Raw genomic sequence first — 17523 nt, 5'->3', positions numbered from 1 at the left:
CGCCGCTCCAGCGGCGTTCTTTTGCGACACAAAACGTCCAGATAGGGCAGGATTGATCCGGAGAACCGCATTGGGAAGATCCGCAGGTGACGATCCGCAGGGGGAAAACAGCGTTGGGAACAGCAGCATTGAGAAGAGCCGCGTGAAGTCCTGGAGCGTCGGGGTCATCGGCCTGGCCGGGCTCGCCGCGATCATCGCCGGCGCCTACTCCACGCCGGAGGCGCTGCTGGCCGTCGCCGCGCTCACCGCCGCCTGCGTCGGCATCGGCTGGCCGCACTTCCTGGGCATCCCCGCCAAGAAAACCCTCGCCGCCCTGATCGGCCTGCCCGGAATAGGGTCGGCTATTGCAGCAACCTACCTTCCTGCGCCGGGTTTCCTGGACTGGACGCCTGCGTTTGTGGCGGCCGGGGTGATGGCCGTCTTCGTGATGCAGCTGATCCGCGGCACCGGCCAGGCTCAGCGGCTCGAGTCCACCCTGGGCTCGTGCGCGGGCGTGCTGCTCTCCTGCCTCGGGGCCGGCTGGATCGCCTGCTCGCGCTTCAACGGCGTGCGCGAAATGCTGCTCATCGCCGCCATCAGCGCGGCGATCGCCCTGATGGCGGGCCTGATCCGCTGGCCGGACCGGATCGTCGCGCCGCTGGGAATCATCGGGGCGGGCCTCGCCGGTCCGCTGGCCGGCCTGGTGTTCTCCGATATCGCCGTCGTGCCGGCCGCCCTCGTCGGGATCGTCGTCGGGGCCGTCCTGGTCAGCTTCCGCCGGCTCGTGATCCTGCGCGGTGAAACGCTGAACCTGCCGGCCGTGCTGGGCATGGGCCTGGGGCCCGTCTCCGCGGTCGGTTCCCTGGCCTACTTCATAGACAAACTACTCCTTCACTAAAGCGTTAGGATGGCATCATGTCCGTACTTGCATTTGAGATTTTCTTCCTTGTCCTGCTTGGCGTTGCCAGCCTGGCCATGGCCTGGTTCGCCGGCTTTGTGGTGTACCGGCTCTTCAAAGGCCAGAAGTAAGCGGCCGGAACCGCCACCTATCCAGAACCCGTAGTTTCCAGAGGTAGCTGCTGTGCCGATTGAAATTCCTACCGACCTGACACCTGAAATCGTTCCGCTGTCCTGGCTCATTGGTGAGTGGGAGGGCAGGGGCAGGCTGGGCGCCGGGGACGAAGATTCCGAGCACTTCCTTCAGCACGTCTCCTTCACCCACAACGGCCTGCCGTACCTGCAGTACCGGGCCGAGTCGTGGTTGACCGATGACGAGGGAACCAAGCTCCGTCCGCTGACCGTGGAGACGGGTTTTTGGGCTCTGGAGCGCAAACAGCGCGAGGAGGACGGCGGTCCCGGCCTGATCCCGGCAGACATCGTGCCCGTGCTCAAGAGTGCCGACGAAGTCGAGGAACTGCGCAACAGTGACGGAGGCTTCGACATCTCCGTCTCGATCGCGCATCCGGGCGGAATCTCGGAGCTGTACTACGGCCAGATCAAGGGCCCGCAAATCCAGCTCAGCACTGACATGGTGATGCGCGGCAGCCATTCCAAGGAGTACACGGCGGCCACGCGGATCTTCGGCCTGGTCGACGGGAACCTGCTCTGGCGGTGGGATGTCGCCACCGGCAAGGGTTCGACCCCCGGCGGCGGCCTGGAAGCCCATGCCTCCGCCATTCTCAGCAAAGTCGGCTGAACCGCACGGCTGAATCGCACGTCCGGCCGGCGGCCGGGGTCTCACTGAATTTCCGTTCTCCGCAGCGAACACAGGGAGCACCACAGTGAATGGCATCACCAAACCGGCCCAGTACAGCGACCTCAAGGCGGTCTTCTTCAACGGCACCCTGAAGAGGTCGCCGGAGAAGTCCCATACCCAAGGCCTGATCGAGATCAGCCGCGGGATCATGGAGAAGCAGGGCGTCGCCACCCGCGTCATCCGCACGGTAGACCACGATATCGCCAGCGGCGTCTACCCGGATATGCGCGAGCATGGCTGGGCCACAGACGAATGGCCGGAACTCTACCCCGCCGTGCAGGAGGCGGACATCGTCGTCGTCGCCGGTCCGATCTGGCTGGGCGACAACTCGTCCCTGACCAAGAAGCTGATCGAACGGCTGTACGCGCACTCCGGCCAGTTGAACTCCAAAGGCCAGTGGGCGTTCTACCCGAAGGTGGGCGGCTGCCTCATCACCGGCAACGAGGACGGCATCAAGCACTGCGCCATGAACGTGCTCTACAGCCTCCAGCACATCGGCTTCACCATCCCGCCGCAGGCCGACGCCGGCTGGATCGGGGCGGTCGGCCCGGGACCGAGCTACCTGGACGAAGGCTCCGGGGGACCGGAAAGCGACTTCACCAACCGCAACACCACCTTCATGACGTGGAACCTGCTGCACCTGGCCCGGATCCTCAAGGACGCAGGCGGAATTCCCGCCTACGGTAATCTGCCGGACGAATGGAAAGCCGGCACACGATTCGACTTCGAAAATCCGGAATACCGCTGAGGGCTGGGGACTTCTACTTCATATGACTACCAAGAGCCCCCTGCTGTCGCGCCCGGGCGCGGTCGAAGCGGCCGGCGCTGATGCCGGCGTCGCCGCCCACTACGGCGAGCCGCTGCGCGAACAGCGCGCGCTGGCCGACGGCACCGCCGTCGTCGATCTCTCCCAGCGCGGCGTGGTCACGGTGAGCGGGCCGGATCGTTTGAGCTGGCTCAACACCCTGTCCTCCCAGCAGCTCACCGCCCTGGCACCCGGACAATCCACTGAACTGCTGCTGCTGAGCGTGCAGGGCCGGATCGAGTTCGATGCGCGCGTGGTGGACGACGGCGCCACCACGTGGCTGATCGTGGAGGCGGCCGAGGCCGCGCCGCTGGCCGAATGGCTCACCCGGATGAAGTTCATGCTCCGGGTCGAGGTTGCCGATGTGTCGGCGGACTGGGCCGTGGTGGGAGCTACCCGCCCCGTTCCGGAGTGGTCCGGACGGCTGGTCTGGGAGGACCCCTGGCCGCACGTCGGAGCTGGCGGATATTCCTACGCGGTGGTCGGCGAGGAATCGCACCCGGGCCTGGAGCGGCCGTGGTTCGAATACCTCGTGCCGGCGGCCGAGCTTGAGGCGGCCGTGGACGGACGCCCGCTGGCCGGCGTCCTGGCGGCCGAGGCGCTGCGCATCGCGGCGTGGCGGCCGCGCTGGGGAGCCGAGACCGACGACAAGACCATCCCGCACGAGCTGGACCTGCTGCGCACCGCGGTGCACCTCGCGAAGGGCTGCTACAAGGGCCAGGAAACCATTGCGCGGGTACACAATCTGGGCCATCCGCCGCGGCGGCTGGTGTTCCTCCAGCTGGACGGTTCGCAGCACACCATGCCCGCCGTCGGCAGCGAAGTCCGGGCCGGCGAACGCAAGGTCGGCACCGTCACCTCCGTGGCGCAGCACTATGAAATGGGTCCGGTGGCACTGGCCGTCATCAAGCGTTCCGTCGCGCCGGACGAGGTCCTGACCGTGATGGACGGCGAGGAAGCCTACACGGCGGCACAGGAACTCATTGTCGCGCCCGACGCGGGGCAAGTAGTCGGGCGCCAGACGGGGTTCCTCCGGGGGACCCGATGAACGCCAGGCCGGAGCACAGCGTGCCGGCCGCGGTTCCGGAGTCGGCCGCGGTTCCGGAGTCGGCCGCGGCCGCAGTTCCGAGGCCCGACGACGAGACCCTCGCCCTGGCCCATGCCCTGTTCGACGCCGCCCGCGAGGGGGACTCCACCATGCTCGGCGGCTACCTCGCTGCGGGCGCTCCGGCCACACTGACGAACGCGGCGGGTGATTCGCTGCTGATGCTCGCGGCCTACCACGGCCACGCCGACACCGTCCGGCTGATCCTGGCCCACGGCGGCGATGCCAATACGGCCAACGACCGCGGCCAGACGCCGCTGGCGGGGGCCGTGTTCAAGAACTACCCGGACGTCGTGCGGGTGCTGGTGGACGCCGGCGCCGACCCCGACGCCGGCAACCCCACTGCCCGGGCGGCCGCCCAGATGTTCGCCCGAAACGATATTCTGGCTCTTCTTGGCTGAAGAGCCGCACACCAGACCTTCCCAAAACTTCAGCCGGCACCACGCACCGTAAGGAACCCCGATGGAAAACGTAACCAGGCCGTGGGCCGCACTTTGGTCCCTGGTCATCGGATTCTTCATGATCCTGATCGACACCACCATCGTCTCGGTAGCCAACCCCAGGATCATGGAAGGCCTGAACGCCGACATCAACTCGGTGATCTGGGTGACCAGCGCCTACCTGCTGGCCTACGCAGTCCCGCTGCTGATCACGGGCCGGCTCGGCGACCGTTTCGGTCCGAAGCGGCTCTACCTGACCGGCCTGGTGGTGTTCACCCTGGCGTCGCTCTGGTGCGGGCTCTCGGGCGACGTCCACACCCTGATTGAGGCGCGGGTGCTGCAGGGCCTCGGTGCGGCGATGATGACGCCGCAGACCATGGCCGTCATCACCCGGATCTTCCCGCCGGACCGCCGCGGCGCGGCCATGGGCATCTGGGGCGCCACTGCCGGCGTCGCCACGCTGGTGGGCCCGATCCTGGGCGGCGTCCTGGTGGACGGCCTGGGCTGGGAGTGGATCTTCTTCATCAACATCCCGGTCGGCATCGCCGGCTTTGTCCTTGCCTTGCGCTTCGTCCCCTCCCTGAGCACGCACCCGCACAAGTTCGACATCCCCGGTGTGCTGCTCAGCGCCATCGGCCTGTTCCTCCTGGTGTTCGGTATCCAGGAGGGCGAGACCTACAACTGGGGCACCATCACCGGCCCCGTTACGGTGTGGGGCCTCATCATCGGCGGCATCGTGGTCCTGGTTGCGTTTGTAGCCTGGCAGCGGGTTAACAAGGGCGAACCGCTGCTGCCGCTGGGTCTGTTCAAGGACCGAAACTTCTCGCTCGCGAACCTTGGCATCACCACCGTCGGCTTCACGGTGACCGCCTTCAGCCTCCCGCTGATCTTCTATTACCAGGTGGTCCGCGGCCTCACCCCGACGCAGTCCGCGCTCATGATGGTCCCGATGGCGGTGATCTCCGGCGGACTGGCCCCGGTGGTGGGCCGGATCATCGACAGGGTCAACCCGAAATTCATCACGGCCGGCGGGCTGACCCTGATGTCCGTGGCGCTGTTCTGGAATGCCTCGCTGATGCATCCGGACACCCCCATTTGGCTCTTCCTGCTCCCCAGCGCCGTGCTGGGCTTCGCGAACGCCGGGATCTGGGCTCCGCTGAGCTCTACGGCCACCCGGAACCTGCCGCCGCGCCAGGCAGGGGCAGGGTCCGGCGTCTACAACACCACCCGCCAGATCGGCGCCGTACTCGGCAGCGCGGCCATCGCCGTGCTGATCCAGGCCCGGCTCGCGGCCGAGCTCCCCGCAGCCCCGGGCGCATCAGGAGGCCCGGCCCCGATGGCCTTCGGCGGCTCACTGCCGGAGGCGCTGCACGAGGGATTCTCGACGGCGATGGGCCAGTCCATCCTGCTGCCGGCGGCGGTGATCCTGCTCGGCGCGGCCGTGGCGCTGTTCTTCGCCAAGCCCCAGCCACAGCAGGGCTGGGACACTCCGGGCGCGGTACCGGCGGCCGGCAGCGAACACTCCGTGGCGGACAGCACCGAGGCCAGGCGGGGCTAAGCCCGGATGCCTCCTGGGCCGGGCTTCCGCGGGGAGCCTAGCCCAGGAGCACGCTGGTCTGGATGCCGCCGGCGGTGAAGCCCAAGCTCCGGGCCAAGGCCAGCGAGCCCTTGTTGCTGACGTCGGCGCGCCACTGCAACGTCAGACCCGAGGCGAGGGCCTCATGGGCAGCAATTGACGCGGCGAGCGTCCCGACGCCGCGGCGCCGCCACTCCGGTGCCACCAGCACCCCGAGCTGCGCCAGGATGCCTTCCCACTCGGTATAGGCGCCACACGCCACGGGCGTCCGGCGGCCGTCTTCCACGTGCATGATCGTGAAGCGGTGCTCCAGGTCCGCCAGGCCAACCTCATTGACGTCGTCCGGCGGGCACAGCGCTTCGAGCTCGATCGCTTCCGGGTTCCCGCGGGAGACGGTCAGTTCCTCGGAGGGCTGCTGCAGGGGCAGGTCGTCGGCGAAGAACAGTGCGGCGGCGCCCAGCCCGTGGCCGCCGTGCCCGCGGGTGATGGTCAGCAGCGTGACATGTTGGGCCAGTTCCTCGTCCGTGTAGCCGCCGGCGGCGTTGAGCGCCCAATGCGGTCCGACCAACGCCGAGCTGCCGAACAGGCGGACGAACTGCAGGGAACGGGCAGCGTCGTCGGCCCGGGTGAGGCGGCGGCCCGCGGCGCCCGCGAAAGCGCCGTCGTCGAATCCCAGCCTGCGGTCCCACGCGAGCTGGACGATTTCGGCGGATCCGGGCTCAAGAGTCATGACCCAACCCTACCCACCGGCCGCCCTGAAGCCTCAGCCGAAGAGAACCGCGGCCTCCTCGTAGCGGTCCTTCGGCACGCTCTTGAGGTTGCCGAGGGCGGCGTCGAAGCCGACATGGACGATGTCGGTGCCGTGCAGCGACACCATGGTGCCCCAGCGCTGTTCGACCACGGAATCGATCGCGGCCATACCGAGACGGGTCGCGAGGACCCGGTCGAACGCCGTGGGGACGCCGCCGCGCTGGATGTGTCCCAGCACGGTGGCCCGGGTCTCGATGCCGGTCCGTGCCTCCAGCTCGGGTGCCAGCAGTTCGGCGATGCCGCCGAGGCGCGGGCGGCCGAAGGTGTCCAGTCCTCGCTCGGAATGCGGCGATTCCTGGCCCTCCGGGACGAAACCCTCGGCGACGACGACCAGCGGGGCGCGGCCGCGGTCGCGGGCCGAAAGGACCCATTCGGTGATCTGCTCCATCGAGGCCTTTTGCTCGGGGATCAGGATGGCGTGGGCGCCGGAGGCCATCCCGGCGTGCAGCGCAATCCACCCGACATGGCGGCCCATCACTTCCGCGATCATGGTCCGGTGGTGGGATTCCCCGGTGGTGCGCAGCCGGTCGATTGCCTCGGTGGCGATCTCGACGGCGGTATCGAAGCCGAAGGTGTAGTCGGTGGCGTCGAGGTCGTTGTCGACGGTCTTGGGCACGCCCACGATCCTTAGGCCGGCGTCGGTCAGGCGCTTTGCGGCGGCCAGGGTTCCTTCGCCGCCGATGGCGATGATGGCGTCGATGCCGAGCCGCTCCATGTTGGCCTTGATGACCTCGGGGCCGCCGTTATTCTCGAACGGGTTGGTCCGGGACGTTCCGAGGATGGTCCCGCCCTGCTTGGCGATGCCGCGGACCAGGGCGCGGGGAATGTCGATGACGTCGCCCTCGACCACGCCGCGCCACCCGTCGAGGAATCCCACGAATTCGTGGCCATGCACGGCGATGCCCTTCAGGACGGCGCCGCGGATGACGGCGTTCAGTCCGGGGCAGTCTCCGCCGCTGGTGAGGATTCCAATTTTCATGTCTCGGCTCAAATCCTGGTTCGAAGGGGTACAGGCAGAGCGCCACGCTGAGCTCACCTAGAAGTCTACCGGCGCATGTGGGGCAGGACACAAACCGTGACCAACGACCAGTGCCCCCGCCGGCGGGGGCGGGGGCACTGGAACCGGGTGCCGTAACATGCGGCGCGCGGCCCGGGGGACCGGGAGCCCGGGGGACCTGCCTCGGGCGGCCGGCCCGGCCCGGCTAGGGCAGGCTAGGGCTGGCCGGCGCGGCGCTCGAGGAAGGATTCGAGGACGATCACATTCCGTTGGTCCGGCAGCACCAGCCAGGCGGCCAGGTAGAACACGAAGGCGGGGCCGGGGAGGAGGGCGAAAAGCAGGAACGCGATGCGGACGTACGCGACGTCGACGTTCAGCTTGGCGGCGATCCCGCCGCAGACGCCGCCCAGCCAGCGCTGCGGACCGCGTTTCAGGCCGAAGCCCCGGACGATGCTGAAGAACTTATCCATGGTTCAAGCCTTCCCTGTCGTGGTGTCTTTGTCACGTCCGCGGGCGGACAGCAGCCCGCCGATCACGAGCGCGGCTCCGGCGCCGATCATCAGTCCGATCAGGACGTAGGTCCCGTTCAGGGTGACGATGCCGAGCCGGGAGATGATGGTCAGTGCGGCCAGGGCCAGGACAATCAGCCCCCAGACCACGGTGCCCACGCGGGCCCGCGGGCTGCCGGGGGTTTCCGGCGGGTTCGCTGCGGGGTCATAGCTGTTCATGTCAGTTCCCTTCCTTCACGGTGATGTTGCTCAGCGTCCCCGAGATTTTGACGATCAGGCGCCCGCCGGCCTTGTCCGTGTTGTAGTCGCTCTGTTGGGTGGTCATGCCGCCGTGGTTGCCGCGGCCGTCGTTGAGGTTGCCCATGGTCAGGTCCGTCTGCACCTGGACCGGGACGGTGGCCGGGATGGCCACCGTGACGTTGCTCGCGGTTGCGTCCAGCCGGACCACGACGTCGGAGCCCAGCGGCGGGTTCAGGTTCAGCTTGGTCAGGTCAACCGTGCCTGTCCCGCCGGTGATGTCGAAGCCGCCCGTCGCCTGCTCAATGCTCAGCGGGCTCCAGTCGACGTTCTGGAAGCGGGCCCGGTCGGCGTTGGGCACCAGATTGAAGATTCCGCCGATGATCAGTGCGACGACGGCGAAGAAGCCCAGAATGCCGGCCGTGCGGCCGCGGAGCCCGGAAATGAGGATGCCGAGCCCCAGCACCGCCGCGCCGCTGGCCCACACCACGGCGTTGCCCGCTGTTCCCAGGCTGATCGCATGGACGGCGTCGAGGGCCTTGATACCGCCGCCGACCAGCAGGGCGAGGCCGACGGTGACGGCAACGGCCGGGGCACCGGGGCCCAGGTTGCGGGTCTTCGGGGCGGGCGCCGGGGGCGGCACCGGACCGTAGGCGCCGTACCCGCCGCCGTTGCCTCCGCCATAGGGCGGCGTGGGACCGGGCGCGGAGTGGTCCTGCCAGCCGCGGCCCGGGACGCCCTCCAACGGCAGCGTCTGGTTGGGCACGGTCTGGTTGGTCACAGTCGCGTTCGGCACGGTCGGGTTCGGCACAGTCGGGTTGGGGAAGCCCTGGCCCGTAAGGTCCGGGGCCTGCCCGGCCGGGCTGTAGGTGGGGCTGCCAGGGGCGCCCGGGTGGCGGGCTTTGTTGCGCTGGGTCAGGTAGTAGATGACGTAGATGGCCCCGCCCACCCAGAACACGGTCCAGACGAAGGCGCCGAATCCGTAGCGGTCCCAGCCCCAGGCGCCGCTGCCCAGGCTGGGGAAGCCGATAATGGTTGTCACCAGGGCGCCGGTCATGCCCGAACTCCAGCGGCCCGCCGCCGCCTCCTGGACGTGGATCCGTCCGTCGGGCTCGGGGAGCAGGGCCCACGCCAGGCCGTAGAGCAGGACGCCGACGCCGGCGAACACCGTCAGCACGATCAGGATGCCCCGCACAATCAGCGGGTCGACGCCGAGGCGCTGCGCGATGCCGCTGGCGACGCCGCCGATCCAGCGTTCGCGGCCCCGGTAAATGCCGTGGCCGCGGATCCAGTCAAAGAAGTTCTGCGGCTGCGCTCCGGGGGCGCCAGGGTAGGGCGGCGGCGTGGCGCCTGCGTGGGAGGGGTACGGCCCGCCTGGCGGGTAGAGGGGAGGCGCTTCCTGGCCGGGTCCGCCGTCGGGCGCCGGCTGCTCGGCGGAACCGGAACCGGAACCGGCGGCAGGGGCGTCCGACGTGCCGTTTGGGGCGTTGTCCGGTGTGCTTTCCGGACGGCCCGGGAGGCTCGGGTCTTCATCTGGGTGCGGAGTGTGCGGGTTCATACTTCGATCCTCCTGCCCACGGGGGCCTCCGCTCTACTGGGGAACACCCTGAACTGTCCCTGAGCGGCCCCCGGTTCGGCCCGAAAACGGCTCCGGGAAACCCCGGTCCGTGCTTGGATTGAGCCATGACAACAGCCGTTTCCCGCCCGCCGCTGGCCCGCAGCAGCGACCGCATGATCGCCGGAGTCTGCGCGGGCCTCGCCAACCACCTCGGCTGGCCGGTGCAGATGGTGCGGATCGGCATGGTTGTGGCGGCGCTCGCGGGCGGGGCCGGCGTCGCGTTCTATGCCTGGCTCTGGATCATGGTGCCTACGGCGGACGAGAGAGCCAAGCGCAGCGCCCGGCAGCCGGCGTCGCCGATCGCCCCGGCGGTCAGTGACCGGGCCGGGGACGGCCTTTCCCCCGGCGCGGCCGCCGCCCCTCCCGGTGCGCCGGCCGGCTCCTGGCGGACCCGGCTCCCGGGCATGCCGTACGGCAAGGAGATCCTCCTCGGCGCCGGGCTGCTCCTCGCCGGCGGCATCCTGACCGCGCGGCTCTTCGGCCTGGACGTCCCGCTGGGCACCCTGATCCCGGTGGCCGCGATCCTGGGCGGCGCCGCGATCGCCTGGATGCAGCTGGATGAGACCCGGCGCGCTGGCATTGTGGACAAGACCAAAGCCGACCAGGCCGGCGGCTGGGCACGTCTCGCGGCCGGCCTCGGCCTGGTGGTGGCCGGGGTGCTGCTGATGGTCTCCGGCTCCGGCTCCTGGGAGCAGACCTGGCTTGCGTTGCTGGCGTCCGTCGCCGTCCTCGGCGGGGTGGCGCTGGTGCTGCTGCCCTGGGGGCTGAAGTTTTGGCGGGACCTGGAAGCCGAGCGCGCCGGCCGGGTGCGGGCCACCGAACGGGCCGAGATAGCTGCCCACCTGCATGACTCGGTGCTTCAGACCCTGGCCCTGATCCAGCGGCGGGCCGGCAACGAGCACGACGTCGTCCGCTTGGCCCGCGCCCAGGAACGCGAGCTGCGGGGCTGGCTCTATCGTGACCCGGGACGGGAAACGGGCCAGCTCTCCGACGCGCTCCAGGCCGCCGCAGCCGAGGTGGAAGATTCCCTCGGGCACGCGGTGGACGTCGTGACCGTAGGCGACTGCGCCCTCACCGAACGCCTTGAGGCGATGGTCCAGGCAGCGCGCGAGGCCATGCTCAACGCCGCCCGCCACGGCGGCGGCGCCGTCTCGGTCTATCTGGAAGTCACCGACGACGCCGCCGAAGTCTTCGTCAAGGACCGCGGTCCAGGCTTCGATCCGGGGTCCATCCCCGCAGACCGGCTGGGCGTGCGTGAATCCATGATCGGACGGATGCGGCGCCACGGCGGCACCGCCACCATCGCCAGCAGCCCCGACGGCACCGAGGTCCGGCTGAGACTGCCGCTCGCTGCCGCCGCGCCACCCAACGGCACCGCGGCAACCAACGGCACTGCCGGAACGAACGGAGAGGACACACAGTGAGCAACCAGCCAGTGGCCGGCAGCGGGGCAGGGACCCCTCCCGGTGCCACGCGCGTCGTGATCGTCGATGACCACGCCATCTTCCGTTCCGGGCTGAAGGCCGACCTGGACCCGGATATCGTCGTGGTCGGTGAGGCCGGAACGGTGGAGGAAGCGGTCGCCGTGATCGCCGCCGCACGGCCCGACGTCGTCCTGCTGGACGTGCACCTCCCCGGGGGACTGGGCGGCGGCGGCCGCGACGTGCTGGCCGGCTCCGGGCCGTTGCTGGGGAGCACCAGGTTCCTCGCGCTGAGCGTTTCGGATGCCGCCGAGGACGTCGTCTCGGTGATCCGCGCCGGGGCGCGGGGCTACGTCACCAAAACGATCTCCGGGGCAGAGATCAGCGATGCGGTGCGGCGGGTAGCGGGCGGCGACGCCGTGTTCTCGCCCCGGCTGGCGGGCTTTGTCCTGGACGCCTTCGGCACCGCCCCCGCGGACATCGCCGACAACGAGCTGGACCGCCTGTCGGCCCGCGAACTCGAAGTGATGCGGCTGATCGCCCGCGGCTACAGCTACAAGGAAGTTGCCAAGGAGCTGTTCATCTCGATCAAGACGGTCGAGACCCACGTTTCCGCGGTGCTGCGCAAACTCCAGCTCTCCAGCCGGCACGAGCTGACCCGCTGGGCCGCGGAGCGCCGCCTCCTCTGACACAAAGATGCTCTATCACTTAGGGTCCCTATGCCCCCGGCTTAAGGACCCTAAGTGATAGAGCATCAGAGGTTCGGGGCTGCTATTTGGCCTTGCCGAGGAAATCCTGGAGACGGCCGACGCCGGTAGCGAGGTCGTCGTCGCCCAGGGCGTAGGAGAGCCGCAAGTAGCCGGAGGGGCCGAAGGCCTCACCGGGGACCACCGCCACCTCCACCTCGTCCAGGATCAGCGCGGCGAGTTCGGCCGACGTCGAGGGCCGGACGGGGCCGTTCGCGGTGGGGAACTCCTTGCCCAGCAGCGCCCGTACGTCCGCGTAGACATAGAACGCGCCCTTGGGGGTGGGGCAGTCCACGCCCTCGATCGCGTTGAGCCCGGCCACGATGGCCTTACGCCGGCGGTCGAACGCCACCTTCATCTCATCCACTGCGGCGAGCGGACCTGACACGGCCGCGAGGGCCGCGATCTGCATGATGTTGGAGACATTGGACGTCGCGTGCGACTGCAGGTTCGTGGCGGCCTTGATGACGTCGGCCGGGCCGATCATCCATCCGACCCGCCAGCCGGTCATGGCGTAGGTCTTGGCGACGCCGTTGAGGATGACCACCTTGTCGCCAAGTTCGGGGGCCGCGGTGGCGATCGAAGTAAACGGCACGCCGTCGTAGGTCAGGTGCTCGTAGATCTCGTCGGTGACCACCCAGAGGCCCTTGGCGGCGGCCCACTGGCCGATCTCCTTGACCTGCTCCGGTGAGTAGACGGCGCCGGTGGGGTTGGACGGGGAGACGAAGAGCAGGATCTTGGTCCGGTCCGTGACGGCCGCTTCCAACTGCTCCACGGTGACCAGGTAGCCCTGCTCGGGGCCGGCGAAGACCTCCACCGGAACGCCGCCGGCCAGCCGGATGGCTTCGGGGTAGGTGGTCCAGAACGGCGTCGGGACAATCACCTCGTCGCCCGGGTCCAGCAGCGTGGCGAAAGTGTTGTAGACGGCCTGCTTGCCGCCGTTGGTGACCAGCACCTGGGAGGCTTCGGCCTTGTAGCCGGAGTCCCGGAAAGTCTTGTCCGCGATGGCCTGCTTCAGCTCCGGCAGCCCGCCGGCAGGGGAATACCGGTGGTACTTGGGCTGGCCCGCTGCCTCGATGGCGGCGTCGACGATGTACCCCGGAGTGGGAAAGTCGGGTTCGCCGGCGCCGAAACCAATAACCGGCCGGCCGGCCGCCTTCAACGCCTTCGCCTTGGCATCAACAGCCAGTGTGGCGGATTCGGCTATGGCGGAAATGCGCTGGGAGATGCGGGCGGCAGGCATTGGGGTCCGTTCTTCGCGTTCAGCTCGTGGCTGGATGTGGGATTCGACGAAATCTACTCTATGCTGTTCAGCGGATCCTCCGGGGTGCCGGGTGTGAATGTGACCCATAGCGGGAATGAGACCTCAGGGTCCGCCGATTTCCGCAGGCCGCGGGGTCCGGAGGGAGCCGGTTCGACGTGGACGCAGTTGTTGCGTAGACTGGTTCTCCGGTGTTGAAAACACGATGATGGCGTGCGCCTCAGGGAAACCTGCGGAAAATGCGCAGTCTGACCGGTTTTCGATCCATAGGGTAGTGGCGCAATTGGTAGCGCAGCGGTCTCCAAAACCGCAGGTTGCAGGTTCGAGTCCTGTCTGCCCTGCGCAAGCTGTTCCGGGGTTTATCGGAACCAGCGCAGCAACCATGGTTCAGTCCAGAGCCGGGTATCCGACATCGCGAGGATGAGTGAGGATCAGGTGACCGAAACAGCTGCCAGCAGCTCCCAAGGCCGCCCCGCCAAGAATGCCCCCAAGGCAGGATTCTTCGCTCGGATTGCACTCTTCGTCCGCCAGGTCATCGGCGAACTGAAGAAGGTCGTTGCACCCACCCGCAAGGAACTGATCAACTACACGCTCGTGGTGCTGGTGTTCGTGGTCATCATGATGGTGATCGTCACCCTGCTGGACCTGGCCTTCGGGACCGGAGTGAGCTGGGTATTCGGCAAAACAGGCGCCACGGACCGCTAAGGCGACCGGTCCGCAGACTGCGTGGACTCCGGGAAACCGGAGCTTCCGCGGGGTGTGCGGAATTGAGTCATTTAAATAGGCATGTTAGGCAATGAGGAAGCAGGAGACCAAGTGTCTGAGCAGGAGCTCGAGGTAAACGAGACTGAGCTGGATAAGAGCCAGGACGCCGCGGTGGAAACCACGGAAGAGTCCGAGGCTGAGTCTGCTGCGCCCGCATCTGACGACGCCGAGGAGTCTGCCGACGAAGCCGTAGCCGCCGAGGAAACCGAAGCCGGCGAGGAAGGCGACGCTCTGGCCGTAGCCGCCGCCGCTGCCGAGGTCGACCCGGCCGACGAATTCAAGGCCAAGCTGCGCCGCCAGGAGGGTGACTGGTACGTCATCCACTCCTACGCAGGCTACGAAAACCGCGTCAAGGCCAACCTTGAAACCCGCATCCAGACCCTGGACATGGAAGATTACATCTTCGAGATCCAGGTGCCGATGGAGGAAGTCGTTGAGATCAAGAACGCTCAGCGCAAGGTCATCAACCGCGTCCGCATCCCCGGCTACGTCCTGGTCCGCATGGACCTGACGGACGCCTCGTGGGGCGCCGTCCGCCACACCCCGGGCGTCACCGGCTTCGTGGGCAACGCCCACAACCCCGTGCCGCTGCGCCTCGACGAGGTCTTCTCCATGCTCGCGCCGGTCTTCGAAGAAGAGCAGGCCGAGAAGGGCAAGCCGGTCAAGCACGCTGCCGCCGCGGTCGACGTCGACTTCGAGGTCGGCGAATCGGTTATCGTCAAGGAGGGTCCCTTCGAGACCCTGCCCGCCACGATCTCCGAGATCAAGGTCGATTCGCAGACCCTTGTGGTGCTGGTCTCCATCTTCGAGCGCGAGACCCCGGTCACCCTGGCGTTCAACCAGGTCAGCAAGATCTAGCTTCATCCACAGAATTCGCCCCGGGCTGCCCGCTTAGCAGCCCCGGAGCGGCCGGCCGCCTCGCCATGGCGGCCACCAACCTGAGGCACGCTCCTGTGTCCCAGGACGTAATTGAGAGAAGGACCCTACATTGGCTCCCAAGAAGAAGGTCACCGGCCTCATCAAGCTGCAGATCCAGGCAGGTGCCGCCAACCCGGCCCCGCCGATCGGTCCTGCGCTTGGCCAGCACGGTGTCAACATCATGGAATTCTGCAAGGCGTACAACGCTGCGACGGAAGCCCAGCGCGGCAACGTTATTCCGGTGGAAATCACGGTCTACGAGGACCGCTCGTTCACGTTCATCACCAAGACCCCGCCGGCTGCAGAGCTCATCAAGAAGGCTGCAGGCGTCGCCAAGGGTTCGGCTACCCCGCACACCGTCAAGGTTGCCAAGCTGACCCAGGCCCAGGTCAACGAGATCGCCTCCACCAAGATGGAAGACCTCAACGCCACCAGCCTGGAAGGCGCCGCGAAGATCATCGCCGGCACCGCCCGCTCCATGGGTATCACCGTCGAAGGCTAATTGCCTTCCCCGCCGGGCGACCGGCACCACCTAAACATTGAGATGTCGGACCCCCGGAACGGATCAACCGTTCAGGAATCCGACTGTGGCAGGGCCCAGCGCGGTCCGCAGACCACAACTGCACAAGGAGAATAAGCAGCATGGCAAAGCGCAGCAAAGCATATGAGGCAGCCGCCGCCAAGATCGACGCGGAGAAGTTCTACGCGCCGTTCGAGGCAGTGACCCTCGCCAAGGACACCAACCCGTCCAAGTTCGACGCCACCGTTGAGGTCGCGTTCCGTCTCGGCGTCGACCCCCGCAAGGCCGACCAGATGGTCCGCGGTACCGTCAACCTGCCGCACGGCACCGGCAAGGTCGCCCGCGTCCTCGTCTTCGCCACGGGCGACAAGGCTGAGGCCGCCATCGCCGCCGGCGCCGACTTCGTTGGTTCCGACGACCTGATCGAAAAGATCGCCGGCGGCTGGACCGACTTCGACGCCGCCGTCGCCACCCCTGACCTCATGGGCAAGGTTGGCCGCCTCGGTAAGGTCCTCGGCCCGCGCAACCTGATGCCGAACCCGAAGACCGGCACCGTTACCGCTGACGTCACCAAGGCCGTCAACGACATCAAGGGCGGCAAAATCGACTTCCGCGTCGACAAGCACTCGAACCTGCACTTCATCATCGGCAAGGTATCCTTCGACGCCATCAAGCTGGCCGAGAACTACGCGGCCGCACTGGAAGAGGTTCTTCGCCTCAAGCCGTCCGCTTCCAAGGGCCGCTACATCCAGAAGGCCACCGTCGCCACCACGTTCGGCCCGGGCATCTCGGTTGACCCCAACGTCACCAAGGTCCTGACCGAGGTCTAATCCTCAACAGGCCTGCCGTCACAAGCAGCGAAAAGACCGTCCCGCATCCGCGGGGCGGTCTTTTCTGCATTCCGGGAGCCCGTTAGGCTGACCCGGTGAACGCCGCCACGTACCGCATAGAAGCCCTGGCCCTCCCGGAATCGCTCGACGCGCCGGACGCCGCCGAGTTCCTCGAAGTCGGCCGACTCTGTGACGCCCTGACGCTGGAAACCTGGGGCGGCCTGGACCGCGCGACGACGGCGCAGGCGCGGCTGCGCTATTGGCGGGACAACGCCTATACCCGGATGCGGATCTTCTTCGTGCGCGTCGACGGACAGATGGCGGCGAGGTCCTGGGTCCGATTCGGGCAGCAGGAAAACCTGGGCAGTGCGCTCCTGCACGTTGCCGTGCTGAAGGCATACGCCGGACGGGGGATCGGCCGCGCGCTGCTCGAGCACGCGGAAGCACTGGCCGCCGCCGACGGCCGCACCGTCCTGAAGAGCTTCACCGAACACCCGGCAGACTTCGACGCCGGCGGTCCGGACGTGCTCGCGCCGCTGACCGGCGCCGGTGCGGTGCCGGCGGCTGCGCGCGGTGTCCGCTTCGCCACGAGGGCGGGCTACCGGCTCGAACAGGTGGAACGGTACAGCAGCCTGGACGTCACCGCCGCCGCCCCTGAACTTGACCGCCTGGAAAACGAAGCCCGGACCAGGGCAACAGCGTACGAACTGTTGAGCTGGACGGACCACTGCCCGGAGGAGCACGTGGCGCAACTTGCCGTCCTGATGTCACGGATGAGCACCGACGCGCCGACCGGAGGCCTCAGCTACGAGGAGGAATCCTGGGACGCCGCCCGCGTCCGCCACGTCGAGGACACGTGGAAGCGGGCCGGCAACACCTCGCTCGTGACGGCCGCACGGCACCGTGGCAGCGGCGAGCTGGCGGCCTACTCCGTACTCGAACTGGCGCCCGGCAAGCCCTGGCTGGCAGAGCAGGACGACACCCTCGTCGCCGCCGCCCACCGAGGCCACCACCTCGGGATGCTCGTCAAGATCGCCAATCTCCGGCGCCTCGCGGACTACCCTGACGTCCGGCGGGTCACCACTTTCAACGCCGCCGAAAACGGCCACATGCTGGCGATCAACGTCGCCCTCGGATTCCGGCCGGCAGGCTGGGACGGGGAGTGGCAGAAGTCCGCCGATGCGGGGAGCGCCGTCGCGCTGGACTGAGTTCCGCCAGGGGAGCCCGGAG

The 17523-nt window shown here is 68.0% G+C and carries 19 protein-coding genes and 1 tRNA gene; 14 read left to right on the top strand and 6 right to left on the bottom strand.

Going from position 1 to position 17523, the window contains the following annotated elements:
* Positions 1 to 142: 142 nt before the first annotated feature.
* The 6 genes from FFF93_RS13065 to FFF93_RS13040 all read left to right on the top strand — a co-directional run bounded on the left by FFF93_RS13065 (position 143) and on the right by FFF93_RS13040 (position 5643).
* Positions 143 to 877, top strand: coding sequence for a permease (locus FFF93_RS13065; protein WP_138768542.1), 735 nt, complete (start codon positions 143 to 145; stop codon positions 875 to 877).
* 183 nt (positions 878 to 1060) lie between these two features.
* Positions 1061 to 1675 carry an FABP family protein gene (locus tag FFF93_RS13060; RefSeq protein WP_138768543.1) on the top strand — a complete coding sequence of 205 codons (615 nt, stop codon included), beginning with the start codon at positions 1061 to 1063 and terminating at the stop codon, positions 1673 to 1675.
* An 85-nt stretch (positions 1676 to 1760) separates the two neighbouring features.
* Entirely contained in the window at positions 1761 to 2483 is a 723-nt protein-coding gene (locus FFF93_RS13055) for a flavodoxin family protein (RefSeq protein WP_395858390.1), read from the top strand.
* Positions 2484 to 2505: 22 nt separating this feature from the next.
* Positions 2506 to 3588 carry a folate-binding protein YgfZ gene (locus FFF93_RS13050; protein ID WP_138768544.1) on the top strand — a complete coding sequence of 361 codons (1083 nt, stop codon included), beginning with the start codon at positions 2506 to 2508 and terminating at the stop codon, positions 3586 to 3588.
* Positions 3585 to 4046, top strand: coding sequence for an ankyrin repeat domain-containing protein (locus FFF93_RS13045; RefSeq protein ID WP_138768545.1), 462 nt, complete (start codon positions 3585 to 3587; stop codon positions 4044 to 4046). Before FFF93_RS13050 ends, FFF93_RS13045 begins: the two co-directional genes overlap by 4 nt.
* Positions 4047 to 4107: 61 nt before the next feature.
* Positions 4108 to 5643: a DHA2 family efflux MFS transporter permease subunit gene (locus tag FFF93_RS13040; protein WP_138768546.1), complete on the top strand. Its 1536-nt coding sequence runs from the start codon at positions 4108 to 4110 to the stop codon at positions 5641 to 5643.
* A 37-nt stretch (positions 5644 to 5680) separates the two neighbouring features.
* Here the strand turns inward: FFF93_RS13040 and FFF93_RS13035 are convergent, their stop codons facing one another.
* The 5 genes from FFF93_RS13035 to FFF93_RS13015 form a co-directional block, all read right to left on the bottom strand.
* Entirely contained in the window at positions 5681 to 6391 is a 711-nt protein-coding gene (locus FFF93_RS13035; RefSeq protein ID WP_138768547.1) for a GNAT family N-acetyltransferase, read from the bottom strand.
* 33 nt (positions 6392 to 6424) lie between these two features.
* Positions 6425 to 7450, bottom strand: a complete 1026-nt coding sequence (locus tag FFF93_RS13030) for a 6-phosphofructokinase (RefSeq protein WP_138768548.1) — start codon at positions 7448 to 7450, stop codon at positions 6425 to 6427.
* A gap of 233 nt (positions 7451 to 7683) precedes the next feature.
* Complete coding sequence (locus FFF93_RS13025; protein WP_138768549.1) at positions 7684 to 7938, bottom strand: PspC domain-containing protein; 255 nt, start codon at positions 7936 to 7938, stop codon at positions 7684 to 7686.
* Between the two features lie 3 nt (positions 7939 to 7941).
* Positions 7942 to 8196 (bottom strand): hypothetical protein, encoded by a 255-nt coding sequence (locus tag FFF93_RS13020; RefSeq protein ID WP_138768550.1) that lies wholly within the window; start codon positions 8194 to 8196, stop codon positions 7942 to 7944.
* Position 8197: 1 nt separating this feature from the next.
* Positions 8198 to 9772 (bottom strand): PspC domain-containing protein, encoded by a 1575-nt coding sequence (locus FFF93_RS13015; RefSeq protein WP_138768551.1) that lies wholly within the window; start codon positions 9770 to 9772, stop codon positions 8198 to 8200.
* A 125-nt stretch (positions 9773 to 9897) separates the two neighbouring features.
* Between FFF93_RS13015 and FFF93_RS13010 the strand changes: the two genes are divergently transcribed.
* Both FFF93_RS13010 and FFF93_RS13005 read left to right on the top strand, forming a co-directional pair.
* Entirely contained in the window at positions 9898 to 11256 is a 1359-nt protein-coding gene (locus FFF93_RS13010; RefSeq protein WP_138768552.1) for an ATP-binding protein, read from the top strand.
* Positions 11253 to 11942, top strand: coding sequence for a response regulator transcription factor (locus FFF93_RS13005; protein ID WP_261375127.1), 690 nt, complete (start codon positions 11253 to 11255; stop codon positions 11940 to 11942). Before FFF93_RS13010 ends, FFF93_RS13005 begins: the two co-directional genes overlap by 4 nt.
* An 82-nt stretch (positions 11943 to 12024) precedes the next feature.
* Here the strand turns inward: FFF93_RS13005 and FFF93_RS13000 are convergent, their stop codons facing one another.
* Positions 12025 to 13242: a pyridoxal phosphate-dependent aminotransferase gene (locus FFF93_RS13000; protein WP_138768553.1), complete on the bottom strand. Its 1218-nt coding sequence runs from the start codon at positions 13240 to 13242 to the stop codon at positions 12025 to 12027.
* A gap of 286 nt (positions 13243 to 13528) precedes the next feature.
* Here FFF93_RS13000 and FFF93_RS12995 point away from each other — a divergent pair.
* The 6 genes from FFF93_RS12995 (at position 13529) to FFF93_RS12970 (ending at position 17501) form a co-directional block, all read left to right on the top strand.
* Positions 13529 to 13601, top strand: a tRNA-Trp gene (locus tag FFF93_RS12995).
* Positions 13602 to 13680: 79 nt separating this feature from the next.
* Positions 13681 to 13965 (top strand): preprotein translocase subunit SecE, encoded by a 285-nt coding sequence (gene secE / locus FFF93_RS12990; RefSeq protein ID WP_138768554.1) that lies wholly within the window; start codon positions 13681 to 13683, stop codon positions 13963 to 13965.
* A gap of 111 nt (positions 13966 to 14076) precedes the next feature.
* Positions 14077 to 14883, top strand: a complete 807-nt coding sequence (gene nusG / locus FFF93_RS12985; protein ID WP_138768555.1) for a transcription termination/antitermination protein NusG — start codon at positions 14077 to 14079, stop codon at positions 14881 to 14883.
* Between the two features lie 130 nt (positions 14884 to 15013).
* Complete coding sequence (rplK, locus tag FFF93_RS12980; protein WP_003803853.1) at positions 15014 to 15445, top strand: 50S ribosomal protein L11; 432 nt, start codon at positions 15014 to 15016, stop codon at positions 15443 to 15445.
* 140 nt (positions 15446 to 15585) lie between these two features.
* Positions 15586 to 16293, top strand: coding sequence for a 50S ribosomal protein L1 (gene rplA, locus FFF93_RS12975; protein ID WP_138768556.1), 708 nt, complete (start codon positions 15586 to 15588; stop codon positions 16291 to 16293).
* A 95-nt stretch (positions 16294 to 16388) separates the two neighbouring features.
* Complete coding sequence (locus FFF93_RS12970; protein ID WP_138768557.1) at positions 16389 to 17501, top strand: GNAT family N-acetyltransferase; 1113 nt, start codon at positions 16389 to 16391, stop codon at positions 17499 to 17501.
* Positions 17502 to 17523 lie beyond the last annotated feature (22 nt).

This window comes from Arthrobacter sp. KBS0702 (assembly GCF_005937985.2).
Taxonomy (GTDB): Bacteria; Actinomycetota; Actinomycetes; order Actinomycetales; family Micrococcaceae; genus Arthrobacter.
The sequence above is the reverse complement of the archived record's forward strand: the minus strand, read 5'-3'. Positions and strand labels throughout refer to the sequence as shown.